The 22,987-nt window shown below is 45.1% G+C and carries 21 protein-coding genes and 1 pseudogene; 14 read left to right on the top strand and 8 right to left on the bottom strand.

What is annotated here, in order from left to right:
• Positions 1-244: 244 nt before the first annotated feature.
• Positions 245-372: pseudogene (locus tag HP570_RS07415) on the top strand (LuxR C-terminal-related transcriptional regulator); the annotation flags it as partial.
• 135 nt (positions 373-507) lie between these two features.
• Here HP570_RS07415 and HP570_RS07410 read toward each other — a convergent pair.
• The 7 genes from HP570_RS07410 to HP570_RS07380 all read right to left on the bottom strand — a co-directional run bounded on the left by HP570_RS07410 (position 508) and on the right by HP570_RS07380 (position 6,350).
• A complete protein-coding gene (locus HP570_RS07410) occupies positions 508-1,293 on the bottom strand; it encodes a hypothetical protein (RefSeq protein WP_173625324.1) in 786 nt (261 codons plus the stop codon).
• A gap of 404 nt (positions 1,294-1,697) precedes the next feature.
• Positions 1,698-2,720 carry a GNAT family N-acetyltransferase gene (locus HP570_RS07405; RefSeq protein WP_254495119.1) on the bottom strand — a complete coding sequence of 341 codons (1,023 nt, stop codon included), beginning with the start codon at positions 2,718-2,720 and terminating at the stop codon, positions 1,698-1,700.
• A gap of 107 nt (positions 2,721-2,827) precedes the next feature.
• Positions 2,828-3,301, bottom strand: coding sequence for a hypothetical protein (locus HP570_RS07400; protein ID WP_173625323.1), 474 nt, complete (start codon positions 3,299-3,301; stop codon positions 2,828-2,830).
• Positions 3,302-3,986: 685 nt separating this feature from the next.
• A complete protein-coding gene (locus HP570_RS07395; protein WP_012685423.1) occupies positions 3,987-4,070 on the bottom strand; it encodes a YjcZ family sporulation protein in 84 nt (27 codons plus the stop codon).
• A 243-nt stretch (positions 4,071-4,313) separates the two neighbouring features.
• Positions 4,314-4,673, bottom strand: coding sequence for a VOC family protein (locus tag HP570_RS07390; protein ID WP_173625322.1), 360 nt, complete (start codon positions 4,671-4,673; stop codon positions 4,314-4,316).
• Positions 4,674-4,752: 79 nt separating this feature from the next.
• Entirely contained in the window at positions 4,753-5,271 is a 519-nt protein-coding gene (locus HP570_RS07385) for a hypothetical protein (protein ID WP_064200927.1), read from the bottom strand.
• A 539-nt stretch (positions 5,272-5,810) separates the two neighbouring features.
• Positions 5,811-6,350, bottom strand: a complete 540-nt coding sequence (locus HP570_RS07380) for a M23 family metallopeptidase (protein ID WP_254495117.1) — start codon at positions 6,348-6,350, stop codon at positions 5,811-5,813.
• Between the two features lie 255 nt (positions 6,351-6,605).
• Between HP570_RS07380 and HP570_RS07375 the strand changes: the two genes are divergently transcribed.
• Positions 6,606-8,765 carry a glycosyl hydrolase family 18 protein gene (locus HP570_RS07375; protein WP_173625321.1) on the top strand — a complete coding sequence of 720 codons (2,160 nt, stop codon included), beginning with the start codon at positions 6,606-6,608 and terminating at the stop codon, positions 8,763-8,765.
• Between the two features lie 249 nt (positions 8,766-9,014).
• Here HP570_RS07375 and HP570_RS07370 read toward each other — a convergent pair whose 3' ends face one another.
• Positions 9,015-9,257: a hypothetical protein gene (locus tag HP570_RS07370; RefSeq protein WP_173625320.1), complete on the bottom strand. Its 243-nt coding sequence runs from the start codon at positions 9,255-9,257 to the stop codon at positions 9,015-9,017.
• 268 nt (positions 9,258-9,525) lie between these two features.
• Between HP570_RS07370 and HP570_RS07365 the strand changes: the two genes are divergently transcribed.
• From HP570_RS07365 to HP570_RS07310, 12 genes are all read left to right on the top strand, one after another.
• Positions 9,526-11,070 (top strand): YcdB/YcdC domain-containing protein, encoded by a 1,545-nt coding sequence (locus HP570_RS07365; protein WP_173625319.1) that lies wholly within the window; start codon positions 9,526-9,528, stop codon positions 11,068-11,070.
• Positions 11,071-11,357: 287 nt separating this feature from the next.
• Complete coding sequence (locus HP570_RS07360) at positions 11,358-12,563, top strand: ROK family transcriptional regulator (protein WP_012685430.1); 1,206 nt, start codon at positions 11,358-11,360, stop codon at positions 12,561-12,563.
• A 151-nt stretch (positions 12,564-12,714) separates the two neighbouring features.
• Positions 12,715-13,995, top strand: coding sequence for an ABC transporter substrate-binding protein (locus tag HP570_RS07355; RefSeq protein ID WP_012685431.1), 1,281 nt, complete (start codon positions 12,715-12,717; stop codon positions 13,993-13,995).
• Between the two features lie 71 nt (positions 13,996-14,066).
• Positions 14,067-15,026, top strand: a complete 960-nt coding sequence (locus HP570_RS07350; protein ID WP_016739349.1) for a carbohydrate ABC transporter permease — start codon at positions 14,067-14,069, stop codon at positions 15,024-15,026.
• Between the two features lie 30 nt (positions 15,027-15,056).
• Positions 15,057-15,899: a carbohydrate ABC transporter permease gene (locus HP570_RS07345; RefSeq protein WP_016739348.1), complete on the top strand. Its 843-nt coding sequence runs from the start codon at positions 15,057-15,059 to the stop codon at positions 15,897-15,899.
• Between the two features lie 28 nt (positions 15,900-15,927).
• Complete coding sequence (locus tag HP570_RS07340; protein ID WP_173625318.1) at positions 15,928-16,917, top strand: Gfo/Idh/MocA family protein; 990 nt, start codon at positions 15,928-15,930, stop codon at positions 16,915-16,917.
• 13 nt (positions 16,918-16,930) lie between these two features.
• Positions 16,931-17,905: a Gfo/Idh/MocA family protein gene (locus HP570_RS07335; RefSeq protein WP_173625317.1), complete on the top strand. Its 975-nt coding sequence runs from the start codon at positions 16,931-16,933 to the stop codon at positions 17,903-17,905.
• Positions 17,906-17,920: 15 nt separating this feature from the next.
• On the top strand, positions 17,921-18,895 hold the full coding sequence (locus HP570_RS07330) for a Gfo/Idh/MocA family protein (RefSeq protein ID WP_173625316.1): 975 nt from the start codon (positions 17,921-17,923) through the stop codon (positions 18,893-18,895).
• A 5-nt stretch (positions 18,896-18,900) separates the two neighbouring features.
• The gene (locus tag HP570_RS07325; RefSeq protein WP_173625315.1) at positions 18,901-19,725 is read left to right on the top strand and encodes a sugar phosphate isomerase/epimerase family protein; all 825 of its coding nucleotides are present in this window, start codon (positions 18,901-18,903) and stop codon (positions 19,723-19,725) included.
• Between the two features lie 27 nt (positions 19,726-19,752).
• Positions 19,753-20,739, top strand: a complete 987-nt coding sequence (locus tag HP570_RS07320) for an ROK family protein (RefSeq protein WP_173625314.1) — start codon at positions 19,753-19,755, stop codon at positions 20,737-20,739.
• Between the two features lie 162 nt (positions 20,740-20,901).
• Positions 20,902-21,720: a hypothetical protein gene (locus HP570_RS07315; protein ID WP_173625313.1), complete on the top strand. Its 819-nt coding sequence runs from the start codon at positions 20,902-20,904 to the stop codon at positions 21,718-21,720.
• A 127-nt stretch (positions 21,721-21,847) separates the two neighbouring features.
• On the top strand, positions 21,848-22,900 hold the full coding sequence (locus HP570_RS07310; RefSeq protein ID WP_173625312.1) for a hypothetical protein: 1,053 nt from the start codon (positions 21,848-21,850) through the stop codon (positions 22,898-22,900).
• Positions 22,901-22,987: the final 87 nt, after the last annotated feature.

Genomic DNA, 22,987 nt, shown 5'->3' with positions numbered 1-22,987 from the left:
TCCCCTCCCTAAAATACCAATATATACCATCCTATCATAAAGGCGATCCTCTAACTTTAAGAGAATTTGTCGAATGCTGGTTAAAATTGACAATATTTCGAATAAATGAAGAAGGTGCATATGGAGAGTGGTTGTGAGATTTGGCTGAATGGAAGGCTCCGATACTCCGACAGATTGAGCATCTACAAAAAGGGTGAAATACACAAAAAATTAAAAAGAGGCCTCCAGTAGGAAGCCCCTATCAATTAGCGAACAACTCTTCATCAGTGAAAAGACTGTGCGCAATTACATTAGAAATGCCATGCAAAAGGTGTCAAAGTTCGATCTCAGGCAGTAGTCGAACTCGTTCGACTTGGTAAACTAGAGATTTGAACCCAGTGGGATGTAGTCGGTAATGGCAGAGTGGAGCCACATTACCTGAACCATTCAAAGTTAGACATAGCCAGATCAAATGAATAAAGTGCCAGATGTAATATCTGACACTTTGGTAATGAAAGTAGATGATATCTACCTTAATTCATGTCTGATATAGATTGCAACTACTAAACCGTTTGAGGTTGCGAAAGAAATATAACCAATATCGGTCTCGGACAACATTTGGTAATATCCTACAATATTGTTTCTTGATTTTTTATAACCGTAAGCCTTATGTACATCTTCAATAGAATCGCCTATTTTAATTCCACGTGGGGTTTGGTAGTTAAGCTGATTGTTTGCATACATTAAGGAGATGATTCCGGAATTTTCCTCTCTTTCTCCGGTGATGATCCTTTCTCCCCAGGATGAGGTGAAGCGATTCTCATTACTTATATAAGTTTCATCTGGTGGACGGCCAATTAATTCTTGAACATCTAAAGAAGTCAATCCTGTGTTTAACGGACCAATTTGTAGATCTTGTAGGGTTAGCTTAGGCGCGGTTAATGGTTCAATGGTTTCGGAAACATCTTGCTCTTTAAGAGATTTAATCGTTTCGGAAACATCTTGCTCTTTAGGAGGTTCGTTGGTTTCGAAAGCATCTTGTTCTTTAGGAGGTTCGATGATTTTGGAGGGATTGCCCTCCGTTTGAGAATTATGGGCTATAGAATTTTTTCGATCTTCGCTAGGAGGTTTAACTTTAGCGAATTTGTTAGTTACCCCTATGTATGTTACTACGAAGGCAAGTAACGAAATTATTAGTAGGAGTAAATTCACTCGGGCAAAAATCACTTTGTTTTTTAGCATTGTAAAAATCATCAATAACGTAAAAAAAATTGTTGTGATACCGAAAACGAGTAGAAGAGGATCTTTTTCCATCAGGTGCCATCCTTAATAAAAGTTTGAAATCAAAAATATAATTCGTATGAGATACCCTCATATGTCATCTGTTTATCTCATCTATCAATGAACAAGGCTACCTTTTTGAGCGATATAGTTCAATCTTCGGCATAAAAATCATACAGAAGTGAATTCCTCGGCATCTTCACTTTAGCAGTTCGTCCGGCAAGAAAAGTTTACCATAAATATAGGAGTGTGAGACAATTTTAAGGGAAATTATCAAGGGATTTACAGCTAGTGAATAATGTGAAACACCATTAGGTTTGTACCCAGGGAGGGAACAAGGGACGGTTTCGGTAATGAAGTTACCAACACCCACTATTAAGTGTCATTCTTAAATTAAAACAAGCTGATCCATTGTAGATCAGCTTGTTAGGAAATTACTACTCTTTCACCATGGTTATTCTGCTATCAATAAGGCGAGAAACTCTGTAAGAAACAGGAAGGAAGCCTTGACGAGGCCAATAACGTGAAGATTGTAAATTCGTTTCTCTCCAATCTGTCATGCAGGAGACATATCCTTTTTTCTTCGCATGGGCAAGTCCATGTAGTGTAAGTGCATAATTGATACCTTGCCCGCGATATTGATCTAGAGTACCAGCCACCCCTAATTCAACACAACGATCCGGTACATTCAAATTTACATTACTTCTATCGAAGGGGAAATATCCTTGAAAAGAAACAATTTTTCCATCTTTTAAGGCGATCCAGAAATCGACATCATGATCATCAAGGAGACCTGCATAACCTTTACGTAATTCCTCAGGGTCATCACGTAAAGAATAAGCAAATACGGGTGCCTTATTTTGATGAGTTCTAATAATGTTTGCAATCTCCTCTACCAAACTACGATCTTCAGGGGATGCCAAGCGAATTTCCACATTTGGAATGCTCAAGGGAAGGGGAAATTCCCGATCAAGTAATGAGAGTAATGCATGTGTTTGTTCAAAGCCAAATCCTAAACGGAACCAGGAATGAAGTAATTCCGGTTGACTGGCTGGAATTAGCGCAAAATGACTGAAATATCCCTCATCTACCCATAGTTGAGAAGCCTCTGAATAAAGATCTCTATATAATTCAACGGAGGTATTGCGAGAAATGGCATGACCCTCCAAATTCATCCAGACATGTCGACCCCGAAGAGGGTTTTCCATCTTTTGTCCAATGAGGTATCCGATTAATTTACCATCTTCCATTGCTGCGACTCCGCTACTGTTTGGTCTTGACCATATCGTTTTAACAGCAGTCGTTGCATAATTTTCATTTTCACATTCAATTGGTAGTACCGAAAGGATTTCCCGATCTAGTTTATGACGTTTGGACAATAGTTGCCCAGCTTCTGAGATTAACTCATCCGTAAATGGTATGAAATACATAAAATGGACACCTCTGTTTTTTATCATCATAAAGCTGCTCTTAATCTGTTGCAATTAGTTTTGCCCTAGAAGGTGAAGTAAAATGAAAGATTCGCTTTTCTGTTCTTATGAGTGAAGTATATGTCAGGATGCAGGCGTTAGGTTAAATGGGGATCATTCTTTTCCAATACCCCTTTGGATATCAAAAGAGCGAAGTATATGTATGTAATTAGGGCCGGGATCAAGTAGGATAAGAAGGTTCCTCCAATATTCCAACCATTAAAATATTGTACTTTGCCAAAATAATAGGCGATAGATTCCAAAAGCGTTTGGGCAACAGAAAACAATAGTATCCAGAGAACTGGCTGGGTTTTCGTTCGGAAAATGAGAAAGTAAGTACAGCAGGCAATAACAGGGAATAGTCCGAGGTTCATTGGAAGCACGGAAGCGGTCTTGACCTCTAAAACAGGTGTCAATATCCAGTAATGGTTATAAATCCCCCAGACATTAACGATGTACGACAGGACCGATGCAAATGGACCAATCGTGAGAACTATTTTAGGTGATCGCAAATACAACCAGATTCCAAAAATCCATGGAAATACGAAGCCAAGCAAAATGTTTATAAGCATTGCTTTGTTTTCTCCTCAAATTCTTTTTCATGAACATTATTGCCGTTGTTTACAAGACTTATCACAATGCTCAAATAGAGGTTTGAAAAAAAGAGAGGGAATATGTATAAGCCCCGTTGGACCGGGGCCTTGAACCTAGCAATTGCAAGGGAAAGGAAAGAGGTTTATAACGAAATTTAATGGAATGGTGATGATGGTGAACGTCTCATTGCTACCAGTGTAGACCCGAACACGATAACCATTTGGTCCGACACTGAGAAGACATCCAGTAAATGTATCGAATATGGTTCTTATTACAACGATTCTGTTGATTAATCGGACTGCTTTTCTCCGATTCTTTCTTTGTATTTCTAAGGACACTCTTCTCGACGAAGTTGTAACACCTTTTTGTGCCGCCAATTCTCGCACCTCCTTTTAAACGATCTTGCATACTCTATTTGATGTTTTTGTGAGAGAGATGCGTATACTTCGCCTCCGTACGTCAGATTTCTCAACTCGCTTCTCTCACATGGTATAGGGAATGCAAATAGGGGATGCTTGGCAACTGATACGAGCCTATGGTAAACGTAAATGTGCTAATGAATGCGCAAATTTATTTATTAAAGGCATATCCAAATGAACGACAAGTTTAGCGGGAAATTATGTAAAAAGGGCAGCTTATAAAGCTACCCAAAAACATTGAAAATTACTCGCAACTGCAAGCAACAATTACCAACAGGACGAAGAGAACCAAAATTAAAGAAAAGTCATCAAAAAAGCCAGCGCTCATGAATGTCACTCCTTAATTGTGATTGAGGGTACTCCCCAAATTAAGGTATGTCATCTAACGAATTATGTAAGGGCGTTTGTACATGAAAAAAATAATGGGTGGAAAAAAAGTTGTTTTTATGGTGGTTGACACAATGTGTAGGGAGTGAAACCGATGGATCGCAACTGCATGGTTAGAGTGGCTAGCCGCATGAAATCGACGGCAGGCAGAAGTGGACGAACAGCACTGAATTATGAATAGGCTTCAATTGGACTGTAGATGACCAAGAATGTTGATGAGCTTGCCAAATGGGTCGCGGACGTAGAAACGCCGAACACCCCAAGGCTCATCTGCTGGCCCATATTCAATTGGAAACCCTGCATGCTTCATCCGTTCAAGCGCTGTATCGACATCATCGACTTCAATGGATAGATCAGGAGTAAGCGTGTGGGAACCTCCCTGTGAAGCAAAACTAATTTGAACGCTCATTTCTTCGTCAGTTCCGTAAGTTGCGATCCAACCATGATCCATCAATAAATGTAGGCCGAGTATGTCCTGATAAAAGCATTTAGCTGCGGCGATATCCTGGGTGTCTATATTGGCGACAATTCGTTTGACCTTCATTTCGGACCCTCCAAATGATTACGCAAACGGCAACACACCTCTTACCCAATGTAAGAGGTGTGTCTATTCGCAAACTTTGTTATTTGTCTAGTAAGGAACCATCGGGAAATGCATTCTTTAGAGAGTCAGCAAGTACCATAATTTTATTCCAATCAAAATTGTATTTGTTAAAAACAGATGCGCTTGTGATGCCACGCTTAACTACTCTTCCGTTTTCTTCATCTAAAAGATAGACAGTTGCACTGCTTTGAAACCTTATCAGTTGAGCATTTTCGCCAATGACTTGCCCATCAGGAATACTGCTGAGAGACGGATATTCCCTAATACCATCCCAACTATTAAACAATTTAAAGTAAACATCGGCACTGACAATGCCTCTCTTTTTACCATCCATGACTACATATACAGTTGCGCTGTTCGTTTCCTTCACTCGAAAACCATTCAATAGAGATGGATCTGTTGCTATTGCTTGGATTGACTGATTTGACTTTGAAGATTGGGAGGTGGCAGTCGTCTTATTTGCTTCGGCATACGATGGTGTAGCTAACATACTTGCTAAAAGTAATGTAGCAGAAAGGAAAGACAAGGTTCGCTTCATGAAAAACACTCCTTATTTGTAATTTATTTCCAATTCAATATGAATTTCTTGTCTATCAATGGTTTTCCTTTGGATGTATTGGTGAATTTGTTACAGAAATGTGAATATAGAGATTTTATTGAGTTTTTTCGGAATCTCATTCAAGAAAAACCAAAAACGAGGGAGGGGAACAGGGCCTAAGTTTGTAGCTGATAGTTTACCCGGCAGATTCCTTTGGTCTACAGGTTTTTGGAAGTGTTGTGATAAGGGGAGAGATTGAAGTGAGAAAACCAAGACCTTATAACCAATACCCTATCCAGTAAATGGCTCCGCTGATTACGACTAATGCGATGAAAAACAATATTCTTGCTCTAACCTTTTTGGGACTTGGAGAAAAGATAACTTCCGCACCAACCCACAAAAAAAGGAGCAACGCTAAGAAAATTTTAGATAGGAGCAACAATGTAAAGCACCTCCGATATATGGATAATGATACCGAATAATCAGTTGGGTATGTGAATGAAAAAAGCCACCATTCCTTACGGAAGGTGACTAGATCCTCATTGGGTACTTTTAGGTAAAAAATCGATAGGATTTACCATAGTTCCTTGTTTCATAACAGAAAAATGCAACATATCTCCTGTTTCGGATGACCCTACTTCTGCTATTTTTTGACCTTTCTTTACAGTATCTCCGGGCTTCACAAGAAATGAACCAAGGAGAATGTGACCATAGAGAGTACTGAATTCGGAATTGTGCTTGATTATTATTGTTTCTCCAAATCCTTCTGTGCTTTCAGCGAAAAGAACGACACCATCATTTGCTGCAAAGATAGCTGTACCTTTAGTGGTTGCATAGTCCAATCCGTTATGTCCTTTTGATTTCTTGGTTTCGGGATTTATTTGCAAGCCGAAATCAGAGAAAATGACATAGGGATCATGAATAGGGGCTTCTAACAAAAAGGGTGCTTCGTTCATTTTACCAGGCTGACTCAAATTACTTGCCTCCGCTGCGAAAGCCGTTGGTGTTAAAGTAACGGCTAAAGTTAAAAGATTCAAAGCGACAATATTCCTTATCTTCATATTTTTTCCTACTTTCATATAAATTGGTTTCATTAATAAATACGAGGATAATGGAAAAATGTAACTGTTAAGGAATTATTGGATGTGAAAGTGGCCAAGGTAACCTACTCAGAGCCCCCCTTTCTTCCCTTGGTCGGAAGGGAGGGTTTTTTAATGTACATTCGTTTTGGATTAACCTTTTATTACCATTTATGTAAGCGCATTAGCATATTGTAATGTAAGGCGTAATAAGATGGATTTGTAATAAAATCCACGAAGATCGAGAGGGATACTATGAAATTCAAGAAATGTGTGAGGAATGTGCTAATGGTAGGGGCCCTGCTTGTCACCTCCGTTTTGCCGATGGCGGCACAGGTGGCGCAAGCAGAGGAAAATCAAGCGGAGGCGACTGCGGTATCCAATTACAAAATTATTGGCTACTATCCCTCATGGGGGGCTTATGGACGAAACTACAATGTAACGGATATCGATCCTAATAAAGTAACACATATTAACTATGCATTTGCGGATATTTGCTGGAATGGCAGACACGGCAACCCAGATCCAACGGGGCCCAATCCACAAACGTGGGCTTGCCAGGATGAAGTAGGCAATATTAATGCCCCAAATGGTACGGTTGTTCTCGGAGATCCATGGATTGATGTGCAAAAATCCTATCCCGGGGATACATGGGATCAGCCGATCCGCGGAAATCTGAATCAATTGGCAAAATTAAAGCAAAAAAACCCTCAATTAAAGACATTGATATCGATCGGGGGCTGGACGTGGTCCAATCGCTTCTCGGATGTAGCAGCAGATCCGGCTGCACGCCAAGTATTTGCACAATCTTCAGTCGATTTCATCCGGAAATATCAGATGGATGGGGTCGATCTCGATTGGGAGTACCCGGTTGGTGGAGGTTTGCCTGGAAACAGCACACGTCCAGCAGATAAGCAAAATTATACGTTGTTGCTACAGGCTGTCAGGGACAAACTCGATGCGGCTGAGGTAACGGATGGCAAACAGTACTATTTGACGATTGCCTCTGGTGCCAGCCCTAGCTATGCCGCAAATACAGAGCTTGGAAATATTGCCCGGGTTGTGGACTGGATCAATATTATGACCTACGACTTCTATGGAGCCTTCCAAAAGCAGACTGGACATAACGCACCGTTGGCCTATGATCCGGCAGCAGGAGCAGCAGGTTTGCCAAATGCCGAGACCTATAACGTCCAAACAGCAGTAGAGGGTCATCTTCGTGACGGGGTTCCTGCCAGCAAGCTCGTTCTCGGACTTCCGTTTTACGGCAGGGGCTGGTCGGGTTGCGGAACAGCGAACAATGGGGAATATCAAAATTGCACAGGGGCTTCAACAGGAACGTGGGAACCTGGCATGCTTGACTTCACGGATATCCAAAATAATTATGTGAACAAAAATGGCTTCACACGCCACTGGAATGACGCTGCAAAAGTGCCCTATCTCTTCAACCCGGCTTCGAAAACATATATTAGCTATGACGATGTGACTTCAATCGGTCACAAAACTTCTTATATTACATCCAAAGGATTGGCAGGCGCAATGTTCTGGGAATTTAGCGGGGACCGTAATAAAGTTCTGCTAGACAAAGTGAATGGCGATCTTCTGGGCGGGACAGCACCAGTCGACAACGTTCCGCCGACAGCACCAGCTAATCTCCAAGCGACCGCCAAAACAGCAACAAGTGTTAGCCTGAGTTGGGGGGCTGCTACTGACAATGTAGGGGTTACTGGCTATGAGGTATACAATGGCACCCAGCTTGCGAAAACGGTAACGGGTACAAATACAACGATTAGCGGGCTGACAGCTAGCACTACGTACCAATTCACTGTGAAGGCGAAAGATGCAGCAGGGAATTCCTCAGTAGCAAGCAATGAGGTGACGGTTACGACGGATACGATTCAGCCAGACAACCAACCTCCTAGCACACCTACCAATCTAGTCATAACAGGGAAAACTAGCACGAGTATCAGTCTGAGCTGGGCTGCTTCTACAGACAATATTGCGGTGACAAATTACGAGGTTTACAACGGGACAGCATTAGCAGCGGATGTAACGACTACGACTGCAACTATCACAGGACTCACACCTAACACATCGTATACCTTCTCTGTGGTAGCGAAGGATGCAGCAGGTAATGCTTCGCAAAAGAGCATCGAGGTCGTAGGCGTAACAGATGCGTCAAATCCAGGAACTCCTGCATGGGCGCCAAATGTAAATTATGCAGCTGGTGATTTGGTCAGCTATCAAGGCAAGGTATACAAATGTCTGCAACCTCACACTTCTCTCGTAGGGTGGGAGCCAGCAAATGTACCAGCTCTCTGGCAGGTTCAACAGCAAGCAGCAGTAGAAGAAGTCGATGGTTATTTAGATGAGGAGATTTTGGAGGAAACAGAAGGAAATGCAGATACTCAATAAGTAAGGAAGGGGCTGTCCCTCCAGTCATGAAAATGACGGAGGAACAGCCCCTATTTGTTCGTTTGGAAATTAAGCAAAGGCTTTTAACAGTTGGAGGACTAATGGAATAAGATCTCCAATAAAAGTAAGGATCGCAATTGCCGTATTCATAGAAGCCCCTCCTTAAAATTCCAAATTCACTATTATTATATTAATGTTCATAATAGGAATCAAGAAATATTTTCCACCTACACTGAAATAATAAGTGGCTTATGTGAAAAAGTCATACAATGACTTGATAAAAATAACGATTTGTAAGGCAACTAGTCCAAAAATTTTGACAGCCCAGTTTCTGTTCTTTTTCCATTCCAATACGCCTTTCGAGGCACACATAACGACTAAGCCTACCATTGCTAATAGCTGAATGAAAGCGACACCTGTCAGAAATGCTAGAATTCCAATGACAAAAACAACGGTCACGGTCGCTTTAAACCAAAAGGGCTGCTCACTCATACTAACGCCCCATTCCCTTTTTTGTAAATTTTAACATACACAAGAAAAAAGCCAAGCCATAAGACTGTTAGAGACTTATGAAAAGCAAAGGGGAGCATTCCGCCTTCTTACCAAGGAAGGCAGAGCGGGCATAGACGCCCATCGTTTCTTCGATTCATCTGAGGAATGTATGTATATGTTACTTTTTTTTAGGAAAATGAAACAAAACAGATTCAGGTTCGAATAATGAGTGTGAGAAAACAAATATGGACAGACGAGAGGAAGAGAAATGATGAAAAAAGTTACGCACGCTGTGTTCCTCCTGATGGCTGCAAGTATTGCGATGTCATCTTCTACTGGTGCAATGGCTAGGGAGAATACGCTGGAAAAAATAAAAGTAGAGCAAATGACTCCTGAAATAAATAGGCTGGTAGAAAAAGGGGTAAAGAAAGCAGCTAGTCTCATCCCTTATTTGAAAGATTATCCTGTTAGAGAAGTAGTAGTGAAAGACACTCCTTATCTGCTCGTGAACAACTACAAGTTTAAAGAAAACACTGCTGAATTTGTTAGCCTAGTGCTCGATAAAAATACTGGTGACATACTTGAGTTTGGCAAATACGAGCTAAATAATCACCAGAGCCAAACGCTTTACCCGATCGACAAATCGAAAGAAGCAGCCATTTCCTTTATGAAAAAGTGGTACGGAGAAGACATGGCAGGATACCAACTGGATGGGGATGGGGTTGCGAAGGTATTCGATGGCCAAACAAATACAATTCAATTTGTGCGTGTGATCAACGGGGTTCCTTTTCCAGACGACATGATACAGGTACAAGTTGATCATGAGGGACAAATCACAGGAAAATCCCTTGGCATGAATATCGAAAAAATCTCCTTCGTGAAATTAGATCAGATCTTATCCAAAGAAAAAGCCGAGAAACAGTTGTCCACCTATATGAAATTACGGTATTCCCTCGATCAAGACGGAAAAACGTACAAGCTCCTCTACGTCCCAGCTTTTTCCGGTCAGTTGGATGCTGTGTCCGGCAAAGACAAAGACAGCGTAAATATGCCTTATCATAGTAAAGTGAATGTGAAACCAAAGGGTACCAGCCAGCTCGTAGCAAAATCACGTGAAGAAGCGCAGGCTTATCTGACTCAGCGTACGGGTTATGATTTTGCAAAAGGGAATGTCTTTTTTGAAGATTTAACTGGTGAAAAACCCGTGATTATCAAATATTTCTGGAAAACAAAGAAATGGGAGGGACGTACTAATTATTCGTGGAGAACAGACGACGGATGGATTGGGAGCATGCTAATCGAACCGAAGACAGGGTCAATTGTGAGCTATCATGTCATCGATACAAGTTTGTCAAAGACCGCTACCAAAAAATTGACGCAAGAGCAGGCTTTGCAATTAGCCATAAATGAATTAGCAGAGATCACTCCAGCTGGTATAGGCGAGCTGCTGCTACTTCAGCCCGGAGAATATGATGAAAGTACAAATCAATACGAATTCTTTTTTGTGAGGCAAGAGCAAGAGATTCCTGTTGAGGATTGGCTGACGCATATCTCGATCAACGGCAGCAACGGGAAAGTCATGGGGATCGATCTCAATGAAAAGGTCGATGGCGTGATGTCTGATCCGAAGAAGGCAATCTCCCAAGAAGAAGCGGCAGCCTCTTTGCTCAAGAAATATCCATTGCAGCTACAGTATATCTTGCAAGAAGAAGGCAAAGCTACTCTCGTCTATACGTTGCCGATGCTATTCGATGCAAAAATAGATGCGTTGTCGGGCGAGTTTTATTCCTACGGGTCCACAGATAAGAAATAAAGCAAGAATAACCTCCCTTTCCAACGGATTAAGGGAGGTTATTTTGATTAAAAGTATTGGCAATCTCCACCAGCCTGGCTTCCACATCTCCCTCATAATAAAAATGGTAGGTTCGTTCATAGTGGGTGGAGCCGTTTTTGCAAAAAGGAGTAGGTATAAATCGGTGAAGTGGATTCAATCAGAAAAAGTTGATCGAAATCTGAGAAAAAACGAAATTGACACAAAATACAAACTTCAGTATGATCACTTTATAAAGTCATTGGAAAAATAAAGGATGAACGAATACGATGCGCAGAACTGGAGATCTAAAACTAATTCAAGAGCTCAATCGCTTTATTATACTCGACACCATTCGCCAGTTTGGGCCTATCTCGCGAAGTGATATCGCCAAAAAGCAGGGCATCAGCCCCACTACAGTCACCTCGGCAGTCAACGAGCTAATCCGTGACGGCATGGTTGCAGAAGATGGAACTGGTGAGTCAAAGGGTGGTCGTAAGCCGATTATGGTTCGCTTTTGTCCAGACGGGAAGTTTTTGATTGGCGTCTCGATTACGAATACAGCGATTACGATAGCTGAAATGAATTTGGAAGCGGCTACAAAGCAAAAGAAAATCTATCCTGTCAAAGCTGGTCTAGTGAGTGACCTGATCATCCAGTATGTGCTGGATTCGATCGGGGACTTTCTCCAGTCGGTGGATGATGTCAGCCGTTGTTTGGGCATTTCCATCATCGCACCAGGGATTGTCGATGCAGCGAGCGGGGTCATTCGCTTCAACTCCAAGCTACGTTTGCATGATGTTCCATTAAAGGACATGGCAGAAGAGCGTTTTGGGCTAAACACATGGCTCGACAACGATGCCAATGCAATCGCCCTGGCGGAAAAAAACTTCGGTGGTGGTCTGAATGCTGACAATCTCCTGTTTGTTACTGTAGGAGAAGGGGTTGGTTCGGGCCTCGTTGTAAACGGTTCCATCTTCCGCGGAAGTCGAGGTGGAGCAGGTGAATTCGGGCATACGACTGTTGATCGAAGTGGGATGCGCTGTGACTGCGGTAATGTCGGCTGTTTGGAAAACTACGTGGCGTGGCCGGCCATTTACTCAGGCATACTGTCCGCCGTTACACGTGGAAAAGAAACGCTCGTCATGGATTTGGCTGACGGAGATATGACAAGAATCACATTTGATGTCTTTCGCCAAGCACTGCATCAAGGGGATCAGGTATGCCAAGACATCGTCGACGAAATCGCTTCATACATGTCAATCGGCATCGTGAATCTGGTGAATTTGTTCAACCCGAGCCTGATCATTCTGGGTGGAGAAATGATCCGGGACAACCAAGTGTTGTTTGAGCGCATCCAAAAACAAGTGATGGCCCAAGCGATGGGGACGATGGTTGAAGGGCTGGAATTCCGTCCAACTGTACTGGGGGCTGATTTCGAGGTCAAGGCTGCTGCTGCTGTTTTGTTACAAGATGTTTTTCACTTCAGCTTGTAACATCTTTTTATATACTTTATTTGGTCATTGGAAAAAGAAAGTTTACCCCATCTAATTCGTTGAAAGGGGGCGAGTCGAAAAGGAAAGCGCGTCGAGTTGGGCCATATTTTGGGGGTAAAAGAGGAGAACGTAAATCGAGGAGGGGTTTCTGATGAAGAAGTTGGTTTCGATTGCAATGGCTGCTCTCTTGGTAGCAGTAGCAGGATGTTCGGGCGGCGGGCAGAGCTCCGCACCAGCTGGAACAACTGACAGTGCTGCTTCAGGTGAAAAGGTAACGCTCACCTATGCGCTGTGGGACAAAAACCAAATGCCTGCGATGGAGGAAATGGCAAAAAAGTTTAACGAAAAGAACCCGAACGTGGACATCAAGATCGAGCTAACACCTAACAAGCAATACTGGACAAAAATGGAGGCAGCCGCAACGGGTGGCACCCTGCCGGACATTTTTTGGATTAATGGTCCGCGTATCATTAAATACGCAGATAATGACATGCTCTTGCCGATAACAGATCAAATTAAGGCAGATGGCATCGATCTGAACAATTATCCGAAAGCTCTCGTTGATCTCTACACCTACGATGGACAAAACTACGCGCTACCGAAAGATTTCGACACCATTGGCCTTTGGTATAACAAGAAGCTGTTTGACGATGCAAAAGTACCATATCCAGACGAAACCTGGGATTGGAACAAGCTGAAGGAAGTAGCAAAGCAACTGACGGATGAGAAAAAAGGCGTTTGGGGAATTGCAGCACCTCCTTATGGACAGGACGGCTTCTATAACACAATCCTTCAAAACGGTGGCTACATCATTTCGGAAGACAAGAAAACGTCCGGCTATGACAAACCGGAAACGATCGAGGGCCTCAAGTTTTGGACAGACCTGATCAACGAAAAAGCATCACCAACAGCAGCGCAATTGTCCGAAACAGAGGCAACACAGCTATTTGAGTCAGGCAAGATCGCGATGATGTACAACGGTTCATGGATGGCATCCGCTTTTCATAAGAATGAATATACGAAGGACAAGGTGGACGTGACGTATCTTCCAAAAGGAAAAGAGAACACAAGCGTCATTCACGGCCTGGGCAACGTGATTTCGGCTAATACCAAGCATCCGAAGGAAGCATGGGAATTCGTGAAATTCTTGGGCTCGAAAGAAGGGGCAGAAATTCTGGCAAAATCGGGTGCTGCGATTCCGGCATTTAACGGAACACAGGATACATGGATGCAATCCATGCCGAACTTTCATTTGAAAATTTTTATTGATCAGGCAGCTGTGGCGAAACCGTATCCGATCTCGAAGGACACGGCAAAATGGGCCAAGCTGGAAACAGAGCTCATGACCAAGGCTTGGGCTGGACAAATGAGCGTAGAGGATGCATCCAAAGAGCTCGCGCAAAAAATGAACGAAATGCTTAGCCAAGAATAAAAGGTCTATGATGGATGGCTTCGCATCATGGACGAGGCCATCCTTTTTTGAAAAGCTGATGTAAGGAGGGAATGAATGCGATGAGCAGCCAGTTGCAGCCTGAAATGCACGCCGCCGTCCAGCCAAAAACGAATAAATCGTTGAATCGCATGAAGAGAAGTGATTGGTTCTGGGCGTATCTCATGATTGCTCCCACACTGATCGGGTTGGGTGTCTTCTACTTATGGCCGATCGTACAAACCATTTATTTAAGCTTTACCAAATGGGGAGGCTTCGGCAAGTACAAGTGGGCTGGCTTACATAATTACGAGCTGTTGCTGAAGGACCCTAACTTGTGGATCGCGCTGAAAAATACGCTGATTTATACAGTAATCGCAGTTCCGGTAGGTATCGCTATCTCCATTTTTATCGCTGTGCTACTTAATCAGAAAATTAAGGGGATTGCGATTTATCGCACCCTGTACTTCCTGCCTGTTGTGACGATGGCAGCAGCTGTGGCGATGGTGTGGAGATGGTTGTACAACGCTGATTACGGTCTGATCAATTATTTGCTGGGATCGATAGGTATTGAGGGCCCACGCTGGATATCTGATCCCGCCATTGCTTTGTATGCGGTGATTATCGTTGCTGTTTGGAGCTCCATCGGATACAACATGGTGATTTTCCTGGCCGGACTGCAAGGCATCCCGAGAAGCTATTACGAAGCGGCAGAAATTGATGGAGCGGGGCCGGTTCGCATGTTTTTCAAGATTACATTGCCGCTGTTGACTCCTTCGATTTTTTTCGTCAGTATCACTTCCTTGATTGGGGCTTTTCAAGTATTTGACCTGATTTACCTGATGCTTGGAAGCAAAATGGGCAATCCAGCGACTGAACAAACGCAGACGATGGCGTACTTGTTCTTTACGAATGGATTTGAATCAGGGAACGGTGGCTATGCGGCCGCAGTTGCTGTCGTGCTTCTGGTGATGATCCTGATTGTTACCGCGATTCAAATGAAGTTGCAGAAAAAATGGGTTCACTATGATTAATCAACGCTGAACAGACGGGAGGGATATGGAATGAGTGTATATACGAGTCGGAACAAAATGGGCAAGAAGTTGCTGATTCATCTGCTGTTGATTGCAGGCGCTCTCGTGATGATTGCGCCATTCGTCTGGATGGTTCTCACCTCGCTCAAGTCACTAGGTGAATCAACACAGGTGCCTCCGGTCATTTTGCCGACCAAGTACCAGTGGGAGAATTACACCCATATTTTTGAGATGCTGCCCTTCCTGGACTTTTATTGGAATACCGTGATCACAACTGTGGCGAAGGTAATCGGACAAGTATTCCTTTGCTCGCTTGCGGCGTACGCATTTGCGCGAATTGAATTTCCAGGGCGAAACGCCTTGTTCATCCTGTTCTTGACCGTTTTGATGGTGCCAGGTCAGGTGTTTCTGCTCCCGCAATTTATGATCATGAAGGAGCTTGGCTGGCTGAATACGTTGACAGCACTGATTGTACCTGGATTGTTCAGTGCATTCGGTACGTTTCTTCTGCGTCAGTTTTTCATGTCGCTGCCAAAAGAACTGGAAGAAGCGGCGAAGCTCGATGGCTGCAACCATTTTCAGATTTATTGGAGAATTATGCTGCCGTTGGCGAAGCCCGGCTTGATCGCACTCGCTATTTTCGTAGCGTTGTGGTCTTGGAACGACCTGATGTGGCCGTTGATCGTCAACAGCACGCCTGATAAAATGCCGCTCTCCGCTGGCTTGGCGTACTTGACGGGCGAGCACACCAATTTGACGAACTACCCGATTTTGATGGCGGGCTCCGTTCTTGCCATTTGGCCGATGATCATTGTCTTTATTTTCTTGCAGAAGCATTTTGTCGAGGGAATTACCCTAACTGGGTCCAAATAGACTTTTTCCCAAAAGGAGTGAAACCATTATGAATCATGTTCTGGTAATCGGAGCAGGAACCATGGGGACTGTTCACGCGAAATCGTATGCTGCCATGGAAAACGTCAAGCTGGTCGGGATCGTCGATATCCGCAGCGAGAGAGGAAAAGAGCTGGCAGCCGAGACAAAAACAGAATGGTTTGAGAGCTATGAAGAGGCCATAGAAAAACTGGCGCAGGTAGATATCGTAGACGTGTGTTTGCCTACGTACCTTCATAAGACCTATGTGAAAAAGGCTGCGGATGCAGGCAAGCATGTCATTTGCGAAAAGCCGTTGGCTCGTGATAAGGAAGAAGCTCGTTTTATCGTTGATTATTGCCGGGAGAAAAACGTCAAGCTGTTTGTCGGACACGTCCTGCGCTTCTTCCCGGAGTACGAAAAGTCCCGTCAGCTGGTTAATGACGGTGCGATTGGCAACGTTGGTGTGGCACGGACGTTCCGCGGTGGTATCTTCCCGACAGCGTGGAATGACTGGTACGCCGACTACAAAAACAGTGGCAGCCTTGTTTTAGATATGATCATTCACGATTTTGACTTTTTGCGTTGGTGCTTCGGGGATGTGGAGCGTGTGTACGCGAAAGGCTTGCTTGGTCGAGGTTTTGCCCGGATGGATTACGCGCTGGTCACGCTTCGCTTTAAGAACGGCATGATTGCACATGTGGAAGGCTCGTGGGCACATGAAGGCTTCGCGATGAAAATGGAGCTGGCAGGCAAAGAAGGCATCATTTCCTACGACAGCTCGAAGGAAAAACCTCTTGTGGCGGTTAATCGCTCGAAGCAAGCTGGCATGAATGGAGTCGCAGTTCCGGAGAGCCCGTTGCGTGAAAACCCGTATTTCAGAGAACTGAAGCATTTCATCGAGTGCATCGACCATGATCTGGAGCCACTCGTGACGGCAGAAGACGCCGTGAAAGCGGTAGAAATCGCTCGTGCCGCGCTTGTGTCAATCGAAACGGGCAAACCCGTAACTTTGGTGTAGGAGGGGACTGGACATGAAACTCGGAATCATCAGTGTTGCACATATGCATGCCTACAGTTACGCAAATGCGGTTGCGAAATTAGATGGGGTTCAATTAGTCGGGGTAGCAGACGAGGATGACGTGCGTGGAAAGGCGGCGGCTGAAAAGTTTGGCGTTCCGTTCTTCGCTAATTATCATGAGTTGCTCGCAACGGATATCGATGCGGTCATCGTGACCTCGGAAAACGCCAAGCATCAAGAGCATACGATAGCGGCAGCGAAGGCAGGCAAGCACATCCTGTGCGAAAAACCGCTGGCGACAACAGCAGAGGCTGCTCAAGAGATGATCGACTTTTGCCGTGAACAGGGCGTCATTTTGCAGACGGCATTCCCAGTGCGATTCCATCCAGCTGTTGTTCGAGCAAAGCAATTGGTGGAGCAAGGCAAGGTCGGGCGGATCATGGCAATCCGGGGTACGAACCGTGGACAAAATCCTGGTGGTTGGTTCGTCGATCCGGAAAAATCCGGCGGAGGTGCAGTGATCGATCACACGGTTCACGTTGTTGATTTGATGCGCTGGTTTATGAACGCTGAAGTGCGTGAGGTTTACGCGGAGATAGACAGCAAGTTTTCCGATACGCCGATTGATGATTGCGGCATTTTGACCATGGAATTTGAGAATGGGGTATTTGCTACACTCGATTGCAGCTGGTCTCGCAACAAGGCGTTCCCAACTTGGGGAGACGTGACGATGGAAATTATCGGGACAGAGGGCACAATTTCGCTCGACGCTTTTTCTCAAAAGCTGGATGTGTATTCCAATGAAAAAGGCTTGAAGTGGGTCAACTGGGGCGATGACATGGACAGTCAATTGGTCAAGGATTTCGTCACCAGCGTGCGAGAAAAGAAAGCGCCGTCCATTACGGGTGAAGACGGCTTGCGGGCTGTGGAAGTTGCACTCGCCGCTTATCGATCCGCTGAACAGAAGCAACCAGTCGTATTACGCTAGGACGGTGAAGGACGCATGAGTGTACGTGTAGGCATGATCGGCGTAGGTGGAATCGGGCAGCATCATCTAAAAGGCTTGTTGACCGACGAGAGGGTAAAGGTCGTTTCAGTATGCGACGTGAACCAAGAAGCGGCTGCTGAGACTGCTGAGCGCATTGGTGCGCATGGCTACACCTCTTGGCGGGAGCTAGTAGAGGTAGAAAAGCTGGATGCTTTGTTTGTGTGCGTCCCACCTTTTGCCCATGAAGAGATTGAGGAAACGGCGGCTGCGAAAGGGATTCATCTATTTGTGGAAAAGCCAATTGGGCTGGACATACAGAAAGTAAATGAAAAGCAAGCAGCGATTGAAAGGGCAGGGATTATCACTGCGACTGGCTATTGCCTGCGTTATCTCGATATCGTACAGGAAGCGAAAGCGTACTTGGAAGGCAAGTCGATTGCGCTCGTCCGCGGTCATTATTTGACCAAGTTCGTCACGACACCTTGGTGGAGAGAAATGGGCAAGTCGGGTGGACAGCTTGTCGAGCAGGCGACACATACGCTGGACATGATGCGGTATTTGGCTGGCGATATTGAGAAGGTTTATGCGCAGATGGCCTTGCTCGTCTCGCGTGACATTCCAAACATCGATATTCCAGACGTGACTTCCATTAGTATGGTGTTTCAGTCAGGGGCGCTAGGACATCTGGATACGTGCTTCATTCAGCCGGATCACCGTACGAATGTAGAAATCTTGGGCAAAGATTTCCGCGTCATGATTGACGGGAAGCAATTATCGATCATCGATGAGCAGGGAGCGCGTACGAAAGAGAGTACAGTGGATATGTACGTGGAGCAAGATCGGGCGTTTATCACAGCAATTGTTACAGGGGATCGCAGCTTGATTCTGTCGCCGTATGAATCAGCGAGAAAGACGCTGGAAGTAACATTGGCAGCGAATCAATCGGCACAAGAAGGAAAGCCGGTCACCATTTTGAGAAAAGGGGAGTGAGGCGCATGGCTTTTCAAAAGGGAATCAATGCTTGGTGCTTCCCAAAGGAAACGAGCGTGCAAGAAATGTTTCGCCAGGCGAAAGCGCATGGCTATCAAGGGGTAGAACTGAATTTGGACGAGGGAGATGCTCCCTTTCATCTAGGGATGACAGAGCAGGAATTAAAGGGGCTGGCAGACGAGGCTCGCGAGCTCGGTTTGGAGCTGCCAAGCGTCTCTACTGCTCTTTTATGGAAATATCCGTTGACGCACAATGAGGAAGCGACCCGCGAGCAAGGCATTCGTGTTGTCGAGAAAATGATAGAGGCGGCAAGCATTTTTGGCTCGCGAACCGTTCTCGTCGTTCCAGGTCTCGTAACAGCTGAGGTGTCGTATGATACGGCCTATGAACGGGCACGTGAAGCATTGCAGCGCTTGGCGAAAAAGGCGGAGCAGCATCAGGTATACATCGGTGTCGAAAACGTGTGGAACAAGTTTTTGCTTAGTCCACTGGAGATGGCTCGCTTGATCGATGAAGTAGATAGTCCGTGGGTAGGCGCTTATTTTGATGTAGGCAACGTGTTGCAATTCGGTTTTCCTGAGCAATGGATTCGCATTTTGGGCAAGAGAATCCAAGCTATTCACGTCAAAGATTTTAAGACAACAACAGGCAACATCACAGGTTTCGTGCCGCTGCTCGCTGGCGATATTCCATGGAACCGCGTGGTGGAAGCGTTGCGTGAGATCGGGTATGACGGCTACATCATCCCGGAAATCTCGCCTTATAGCCAGTTGCCTGAGCAATTAATCGCGCATACGGCCCAAGCGTTGGACGCCATTTTTCAATCGTGAATGGACAGCAAGGATGTGAAGCGGAAGATGAATCAAGACAAACCATATGCCATCGGGATTGATCTGGGAGGCACGAAGATCATAGCTGCGATCGTCGACGAGCATGGCAACATCCTCAGGCAGGCGAACGCAGCGACCCAAACAGAAGAGGCAGCGCAGGTAGTCATCGGACGCATCGGTGATTTGGTGCAGACGGTCCTAGACGAGAGCGGCATCCATCTCTCTCGTATTCGCGGGATCGGGATTGCAACTGCGGGAATTATTGATACGCAGCGCCAAATGGTTATTTTTGCGAGCAATCTAAACTGGAGCGATGTGCCGATCGGCGCGATGCTTCAGGAGCGGTTTGGTGTAGCCGTGCAATTGATCAATGATGCCAATGCAGCAGCGGTAGCAGAATGGGCGTTTGGAAGTGCACGAGGCACGAAAGACTTGATCTATGTAACGGTCAGTACGGGTGTTGGTGCTGGCATTATTAGTGGAGGACGGCTGATTACTGGTGTTGGCGATAGTGCCGGGGAGTTCGGGCATATTTCGCTTGATCCAGAAGGACCGTTGTGCGTGTGCGGGAATAGAGGATGCCTGGAAAACTATACATCTGGGCTGGCTTTGGCAAGCAGAGCCAGGGAGCAGCTTCTACAGGGGGTTACAAGCTCGTTGCTTGTTGAAAATGGGAATGACCTGAGCAGGATAACGGCCAGAGAGGTCGGAGAGGCAGCGGTTCGCGGAGATTTGCTCAGCATGACCTTGATGAAGGAAGCGGGTTATTATCTCGGGGTCGGACTGACTAATCTGATCCACCTGTTTAATCCGCAGGTGATCGTCATGGGTGGCGGTGTGATGAAGAACGGACAGCTGCTGCTTGCAGAAGCGAAGAACGTCATTCGCGAGCGTTCAATCTCTCGGATGGCAAACCAAGCGAGCATCCAGTTGACGACAATTGGTGCGGAAGCAGGTGTGCTCGGTGCAGCGGGTATGTATTATCCGTCCGAGCGTGAAATGGTTGAGGTATAACGGAATGAAAGTGCGAGAGGCCGATGTTTGGTAGACATCGGCTTTTCCCTGTTCCTGTATATGAACGAGTCATAGGAGCCTAGACCTAGATTCTATCTATTGGTAAATATTGATTGGAAGAATCTTCACATAACATGATAGAGAGACTAACGGAGGGGTACCATGGCAGAGGCCAAAACAGCAAAAGCAGCGAAGAAGCCCGGATTTTTCAAAGAACTCCTTACTTTTTTATTGGTAATTGCCATCATCCTCGGAATTGCTAGCGGTGCTATTTTCTATTTATCTGGGAAAAACCTTGAGGATCTGCTAGGATCGCGCCCCGTAGCAAAAAAGGAAACGAATCAGCCTGCACCCGTAAATCCAGTGTCTACAGGTCAGGAAGCGGGCACAAATCAGCAGTCAAATGCTGTAGCTGTATCGTCGGAGGGGAAAAGTACAACGGACGTGGCGATGCCGGCAGCTTATCCGGTTGAAACGGTAGGCCAACAAAATAATGTCGTAGGACAAGTAGCACAACCAGCAATTCCTACCCAAAAGGGATCGCTCAAGGGTACGATTACTTGGCAGTATAACGATTTTGTTGGGACGAAGCCGGATGTGAATGCAAGGATTCTACTCATTTCCAAAGGTTATGATAAGAATACGCTCACTGATGATGAAGAGAGTATATTTGCAATAGGTACAGTACCAAAAAAAAACGTGGGATTATTTGCTGCAAAAGCAAATGGATATGGAAATTACGAGGTTGGTAACTTACCGGCTGGAGAATATCACATCTTGGTCGTATCAGCACAAACCACTCGCAATATTAATGAGCCTATTGATGAATATTTCACAAGTATATTGAAACCTTACATCAGAAATTGGGATTCATTTGTAAGGATTAGTCTATTACATTTAAAATATGAACTCTCCACGATTACAATCGAAGAAGGTCAAACACTCGATTTCAGTCACGATTTTGGTAATACGTTCTATTAATCTTGTTTTGGCCTTTAGACTCATAGGGTTTTCCCCCGCGATTCATGTATCATAAAACTATGGCACGTTTTGGCAGGAAAAACAGGTCAAACGTAATAGAATTTGTGGGTAAAGGGGTCGCCGCAGCATGAAGGGAAAAAACAAAAGCATCATGATCGTAATGGCTCTGGTCATCGTCGCATTGCTGGGATACGCAGGCTATCGTTTCCTTGGTCCTGTGACACTGGCGGAAGGGTATTTGTACGAAGACGATACACGCATGGTATACACGAGTGTCACGGTAAATAACGAGAAAGTAAACGTAGAAATAACAGATTCCATCGTCGAAACGGAAGACAGCATCCCCGTTCTGAAAACCGAGTCGATCTTGCTAGAGGGAACGATGGATGGGGAGCAGATGACTCTCAAAAATCCGGCGACTGGTCAGGATATCATCGGTACAGTGCAGGGGGACGAGCTTCAATTTGACGGGCTGCTGATGGAAGGAAATAAGGGACAGACGAGTCTTGTTGCCACAAACAAAAGCGCGTACGAAAGCAAATTGACGACATTAACCAAGCGCATCAACGAGGAAGCAGAGGTAAAAAAGAAAGCAGCAGCAGAACAACAAGCTAAAGAAAAAGCGCGTGTGGACTTCGCCAAAAAAGTAGAAAAGACAGGAAAGCTAGAGGCTGATCTGATTGAAACGGCAAAGTATTTGGACGAGCTGCAATTTACGGATGAGGCGCAGTTTTTAAACGATCAAATAGCGGAGCTGCAAAGACTGTTGGAAGAGATTCGTACCTATTCGACGCAGCCAGGCTTGAGCAAGATGGAATTCGAGGTCATGCAAGGAACGCTGGGCAGTATGAAGGTGTTGGTCGATGGGATGAACACCATGGATGGCTCGATCCAGGATAAAAACAAAAACATGCAGGAAATGATCGCCATCATGGAGACCGACATGAAGGACCTCCAAACAATTTGGGCGGAAATCAAAGCGAGCGTGCCGGATGCCGAGAAACGGGAAAAAGCAGTCCATGCGGCTATCAAGACGGCGACTGATTCAATCGCGCAGGCGAAGCAGCGCCAAGGCTCGGTAGACAAAAGCGGACAAGCAAAAGTGAAAGAAACCGCGAACGGTCTGTATCAACAAGCGGTGAATGTACTGAATCAGACAAAAGCAAAGTATGGTTTTTAGACAGGAACAAGGCTCTCCTTCGAGAGCTTTTTCTCATTTAAGCACCCTTATCGTTTTCAGGTCGGAAAAATTGTATTATTCTTATAG

It is taken from the genome of Brevibacillus sp. RS1.1 (assembly GCF_013284365.1).
Classification (GTDB): Bacteria; Bacillota; Bacilli; order Brevibacillales; family Brevibacillaceae; genus Brevibacillus; species Brevibacillus brevis_D.
Note: the sequence above shows the minus strand (reverse complement) of the source record. Positions and strands in the feature narration are given on the sequence as shown.

Coding starts and splice junctions, on each gene's coding strand:
- HP570_RS07410 (WP_173625324.1), bottom strand. CDS start 1,293: ATGGAAAAAGATCCTCTTCTACTCGTTTTCGGTATCACAACAATTTTT.
- HP570_RS07405 (WP_254495119.1), bottom strand. CDS start 2,720: ATGATGATAAAAAACAGAGGTGTCCATTTTATGTATTTCATACCATTT.
- HP570_RS07400 (WP_173625323.1), bottom strand. CDS start 3,301: ATGCTTATAAACATTTTGCTTGGCTTCGTATTTCCATGGATTTTTGGA.
- HP570_RS07395 (WP_012685423.1), bottom strand. CDS start 4,070: ATGAGCGCTGGCTTTTTTGATGACTTTTCTTTAATTTTGGTTCTCTTC.
- HP570_RS07390 (WP_173625322.1), bottom strand. CDS start 4,673: ATGAAGGTCAAACGAATTGTCGCCAATATAGACACCCAGGATATCGCC.
- HP570_RS07385 (WP_064200927.1), bottom strand. CDS start 5,271: ATGAAGCGAACCTTGTCTTTCCTTTCTGCTACATTACTTTTAGCAAGT.
- HP570_RS07380 (WP_254495117.1), bottom strand. CDS start 6,350: ATGAAAGTAGGAAAAAATATGAAGATAAGGAATATTGTCGCTTTGAAT.
- HP570_RS07375 (WP_173625321.1), top strand. CDS start 6,606: ATGAAATTCAAGAAATGTGTGAGGAATGTGCTAATGGTAGGGGCCCTG.
- HP570_RS07370 (WP_173625320.1), bottom strand. CDS start 9,257: ATGAGTGAGCAGCCCTTTTGGTTTAAAGCGACCGTGACCGTTGTTTTT.
- HP570_RS07365 (WP_173625319.1), top strand. CDS start 9,526: ATGATGAAAAAAGTTACGCACGCTGTGTTCCTCCTGATGGCTGCAAGT.
- HP570_RS07360 (WP_012685430.1), top strand. CDS start 11,358: ATGCGCAGAACTGGAGATCTAAAACTAATTCAAGAGCTCAATCGCTTT.
- HP570_RS07355 (WP_012685431.1), top strand. CDS start 12,715: ATGAAGAAGTTGGTTTCGATTGCAATGGCTGCTCTCTTGGTAGCAGTA.
- HP570_RS07350 (WP_016739349.1), top strand. CDS start 14,067: ATGAATGCGATGAGCAGCCAGTTGCAGCCTGAAATGCACGCCGCCGTC.
- HP570_RS07345 (WP_016739348.1), top strand. CDS start 15,057: ATGAGTGTATATACGAGTCGGAACAAAATGGGCAAGAAGTTGCTGATT.
- HP570_RS07340 (WP_173625318.1), top strand. CDS start 15,928: ATGAATCATGTTCTGGTAATCGGAGCAGGAACCATGGGGACTGTTCAC.
- HP570_RS07335 (WP_173625317.1), top strand. CDS start 16,931: ATGAAACTCGGAATCATCAGTGTTGCACATATGCATGCCTACAGTTAC.
- HP570_RS07330 (WP_173625316.1), top strand. CDS start 17,921: ATGAGTGTACGTGTAGGCATGATCGGCGTAGGTGGAATCGGGCAGCAT.
- HP570_RS07325 (WP_173625315.1), top strand. CDS start 18,901: ATGGCTTTTCAAAAGGGAATCAATGCTTGGTGCTTCCCAAAGGAAACG.
- HP570_RS07320 (WP_173625314.1), top strand. CDS start 19,753: ATGAATCAAGACAAACCATATGCCATCGGGATTGATCTGGGAGGCACG.
- HP570_RS07315 (WP_173625313.1), top strand. CDS start 20,902: ATGGCAGAGGCCAAAACAGCAAAAGCAGCGAAGAAGCCCGGATTTTTC.
- HP570_RS07310 (WP_173625312.1), top strand. CDS start 21,848: ATGAAGGGAAAAAACAAAAGCATCATGATCGTAATGGCTCTGGTCATC.